The organism is Nostoc sp. (genome assembly GCF_035638895.1).
In the GTDB taxonomy this organism is placed as follows: Bacteria; Cyanobacteriota; Cyanobacteriia; order Cyanobacteriales; family Nostocaceae; genus Nostoc.
In genome coordinates, this window is the sequence record NZ_DASQZC010000152.1 from 1 (window position 1) to 3,570 (window position 3,570).

Genomic DNA, 3,570 nt, shown 5'->3' on the forward strand with positions numbered 1-3,570 from the left:
TCTACATCTTCGATGGTAAGACTTTGGTTATCAGCTAAAGCTTTCAATCTATGGGTAATATCTTTAAGTTGGGATAAATTAAATGAAAGTCCTAATTCATTAGCTCGGTGATTAACCGCCTGTTTTCCAGCCAATTTATGATTGATTAAAATTGATCGCGTTACACCAAAACTCCGGGGATTAATAGCTTCATAAGTCTTAGAGTTATTAAGCATAGCCTTAGTATGAATGCCAGCTTTATGGCTAAAAGCACTCTCACCAAAAAGACAGTGGTTAAAAGGAATAGAAATTCCAACTTTTCTTGCAACTAATTCATGCAAGTAACCAAGTTGCTCCAAACAATATTTAGATTTAATCTGCTCTGGATTTGTAGCATATAACCTAGCGATAAATCCAGCTAGTGAGGTAATACCATTGCGTTCACCGATACCAAGCACACAAGTGTCAATATGAGTTGCTCCCGCTTCCAGTGCTGTATAACTGTTAGCATTTGCACATTCTGTATCATTATGGCCGTGAAACTCAATATCTAAATTAGTGAACTGGCGCAAAGTTTTCACTAATTCAAATACTTGCATTGGCGTAATAATTCCTACTGTATCGGCAATTCCTATGCGTTTGACAACTCCTAATTTTTCAATCTCGGAATAAATTGTGATTAAATCTTCTATGGAAGTACGTGACGAATCCTCAGCCGAAAACCGTAATTCAATATCGGGAGCTTGCTGATGAATAAAAGTTAAAACTTCAGATGCTAAATCAATAATTTGATTAATATTTTTACCATGACTGAACTGACGCATTAAAGAAGAACTACCAATAGTTAAATTAATCCCGGCTACGCCTGTTGCTAAAGCAACTTTAGCATCTTCTAAGTGACAGCGAATGTGAGTTAATATTTTGGATGGCAAGCCTAACCGAGCCAATCGTTCACAGTCTCGTCTAGACTGAGGTGAAGCAATTGGTGACGTTAACTCTATATATTCCACTCCAAATGCGGCAAGCCCCTCAGCGATTTCGACTTTATCATCTGAAGAAAAATTGGCTTTGACGAATTGTTCGCCTTCACGGAGAGTACTTTCTACAATTGCAAATTCAGATAGCGACATTGACCAATCCTTATGCTAATTCTTATTAAGGATATTTACTTACTGGTTTTTATATTAACAGATTTGTATAATCGAGAAATAATTGCTTTGGCTGATTCTTGGGGACTGGTTATAGTATCAATTATAAGAGAGCGATCGCTCGTATTCATCGCTTCTAAAACCTGTTTAGTAGGAACCGAATCATAGTTCTGACTCTCTTCAACAAATATTTTTAGTTTTTCCCGCAATTCTACACCTGTAACAACTTGTTTTTTTACAAGTTCTAAGATTTCTTGCTCTTCTTTAGGAGTAAAATAATCAGAAGCCTTTGGTACGCCCAAACTAGCAAAGTTTGTCAGTGCTTCTGGGACAATTTGCCTATGATCATCTAACTCTTGGCTAGTAATCCAATCAAAAGAGTCATGACGTTTCAAAAGTCTTTCTAAATCCATCAATGGTTAGGTTTTTAAATTTTTATCTTGCTTTTTGCCGCAAATAACTGCCCAGCCCATTTTTATAATATTCGTCAAGCAGAGATACCACTGCTAAGTAAATTAGAATTATTTCAAAATTATTAAGATTTTTTAAAGAAAGCTAGTTTTAAGATCAAAATTTGCTAGCTTACTAAAGTATAAATAGTTCAACTTAGCGAATAAAAAACATGGAAATTAGCGCTCGTAATTCTCTTAAGGGTACTGTCAAAAAAGTTGTACATGGTTCAGTTAATACTGAGATAACTTTAGAACTAGCGCCAGGAGTAGAGCTAGTGTCAATCATCACAAAATCATCAGCAGAAAAGCTATCGCTTGCAGAAGGTAAGCAGGCTTATGCTGTAATTAAAGCATCAGATGTGATAGTTGCTGTTGATTAAAAAATAGAGTTGGCTTCCTTTGTAAGCCGCTCTATTTTTCATATCAAATTGCATTTATTTATATAATTTAGTGACTAGAATAGTGCAATAGCGTAGTCAAGCGTAATTACAGCAATCATATTAGATTTTTAATTATTAAAAATCATAGATACCCGGCTTATTTAAGAAATCGGGCATTTTATTTTTTAGCAATAATTAAGTAAGGCTATGCATAAATGTTAATTAATGTAAGTATTAATAATATGAACATAAATCGCTCGAACACTTTCTAAATCTAGTATAAAGTCTATGTTATCAATATTAAGAATAAAAGAAGGAAAATCTTGTTTTAAACTGATATGAGTTCCTGTTACTATTCCCATTAATATAAGTTTACTTAAGATTGTTTCATCCTGACTTTTACAGACAATTACGATTCCTCGCTCTCCTGTTCTCAATAATTCTAATGAACAGCCAATAACACTAAAGCGGGTAAACATTTTAATTATAATTAGGAATTGTCAAAGGAAGAAGGAAGTATATTTTCATCCTTCATCCTTCGTATTTTATTTGGTTGCTAAAGGCAGCAACCAAAGTCTAGTTTAGACTAGATATGCTTCTTGATGTGTCTTAATTGTGCAATTAGAACGAGGATAAGTTACACAAAGTAGAGCGTATCCTTTAGAAACCTGATCGTCATCTAAAAAGTTTTGATCATCTTGATTAACTTCACCTTCGACAACTTTACCAACACAGCTAGAGCAGGAACCTGCATGACAAGAAAAGGGCAACTCAATCCCATTTTCTTCTGCTGCTTCTAAGATGGTGGTTTCTTCGTCAACTTCAATTGTGGTGTCGAGGTCTTCTTTTTTGTTGATTAATCTAACTTGGTAGGAAGCCATTTTCAGATTCTCCTCAAACGTTATACAGCTGGTCTAATTTCCGAATTTTTTGAGCAACCTATCCTACTTTTTGCTTCCTTTCTTCTTACAGAGATGCTAAGTTTAGTCGGCTTCTCTACAGGAGTAAGGGATGCAAGGCGAACTAGAAGCTACCTCAAGGGCACTGAAACTCTGCGGAATGCGTCTATGGGAAGCCTTTACAATTGACTTAGTGCTAACGGAATGATGTTAGCTGCAAGGTACACCAGTAGGCGTACCGTCGTCTGTTTTGAAGGACTTTCCACAACCGCATGTATCAGTTGCATTGGGGTTGATGAATTTAAAACCGCTTTCCATCACTCCTTCAACGAAGTCAACAATAACTCCGTCTAATAAGGGCGCACTTTTGGCATCAACGTAAACCAGTACTTTACCTTGCTGACTTACCAAATCATCTGGTTGGGGCTTGCTGGTGATATCGATCGCATATTCATAGCCACTGCAACCACCATCTTTTACCGAGATGCGGACACCTTTAGTTGCGCCTTCAGCATCGGGTGCGGAACCTTTGAGGAATGCCCGTAGATGAAATTCTGCTTTTTCTGATAAAATAACGGCCATTAAGTCTCCTGATTTGTAGCGATTAGTTGTTCTGATTTCAGGTGTAGGTTGTCATTTGTCAGTCGTCCTTTGTTATTCACTAATGACCAATGACTAATGACAAAAATTAACTATTTTGTGCAATACCTGT

At 36.3% G+C, this 3,570-nt stretch carries 6 protein-coding genes; 1 reads left to right on the top strand and 5 read right to left on the bottom strand.

Annotated features, from left to right (window positions below; genetic code table 11):
• Nucleotides 1-1,109: homocitrate synthase (locus tag VE944_RS07310; protein WP_324974451.1), on the bottom strand; the 1,109-nt coding region annotated here is incomplete at its 3' end.
• A 35-nt stretch (nt 1,110-1,144) separates the two neighbouring features.
• Nucleotides 1,145-1,540, bottom strand: coding sequence for a hypothetical protein (locus VE944_RS07315; protein ID WP_324974455.1), 396 nt, complete (start codon nt 1,538-1,540; stop codon nt 1,145-1,147).
• Nucleotides 1,541-1,749: 209 nt separating this feature from the next.
• Between VE944_RS07315 and VE944_RS07320 the strand changes: the two genes are divergently transcribed.
• Nucleotides 1,750-1,959, top strand: a complete 210-nt coding sequence (locus VE944_RS07320) for a TOBE domain-containing protein (protein ID WP_229553979.1) — start codon at nt 1,750-1,752, stop codon at nt 1,957-1,959.
• Between the two features lie 218 nt (nt 1,960-2,177).
• Here VE944_RS07320 and VE944_RS07325 read toward each other — a convergent pair whose 3' ends face one another.
• The 3 genes from VE944_RS07325 to VE944_RS07335 all read right to left on the bottom strand — a co-directional run bounded on the left by VE944_RS07325 (nt 2,178) and on the right by VE944_RS07335 (nt 3,440).
• Complete coding sequence (locus VE944_RS07325; protein WP_324974462.1) at nt 2,178-2,438, bottom strand: FeoA family protein; 261 nt, start codon at nt 2,436-2,438, stop codon at nt 2,178-2,180.
• Nucleotides 2,439-2,540: 102 nt separating this feature from the next.
• Nucleotides 2,541-2,840 carry a 2Fe-2S iron-sulfur cluster-binding protein gene (locus tag VE944_RS07330; protein WP_229553977.1) on the bottom strand — a complete coding sequence of 100 codons (300 nt, stop codon included), beginning with the start codon at nt 2,838-2,840 and terminating at the stop codon, nt 2,541-2,543.
• Between the two features lie 228 nt (nt 2,841-3,068).
• On the bottom strand, nt 3,069-3,440 hold the full coding sequence (locus tag VE944_RS07335) for a HesB/IscA family protein (protein WP_229553976.1): 372 nt from the start codon (nt 3,438-3,440) through the stop codon (nt 3,069-3,071).
• Between the last annotated feature and the right edge of the window lie 130 nt (nt 3,441-3,570).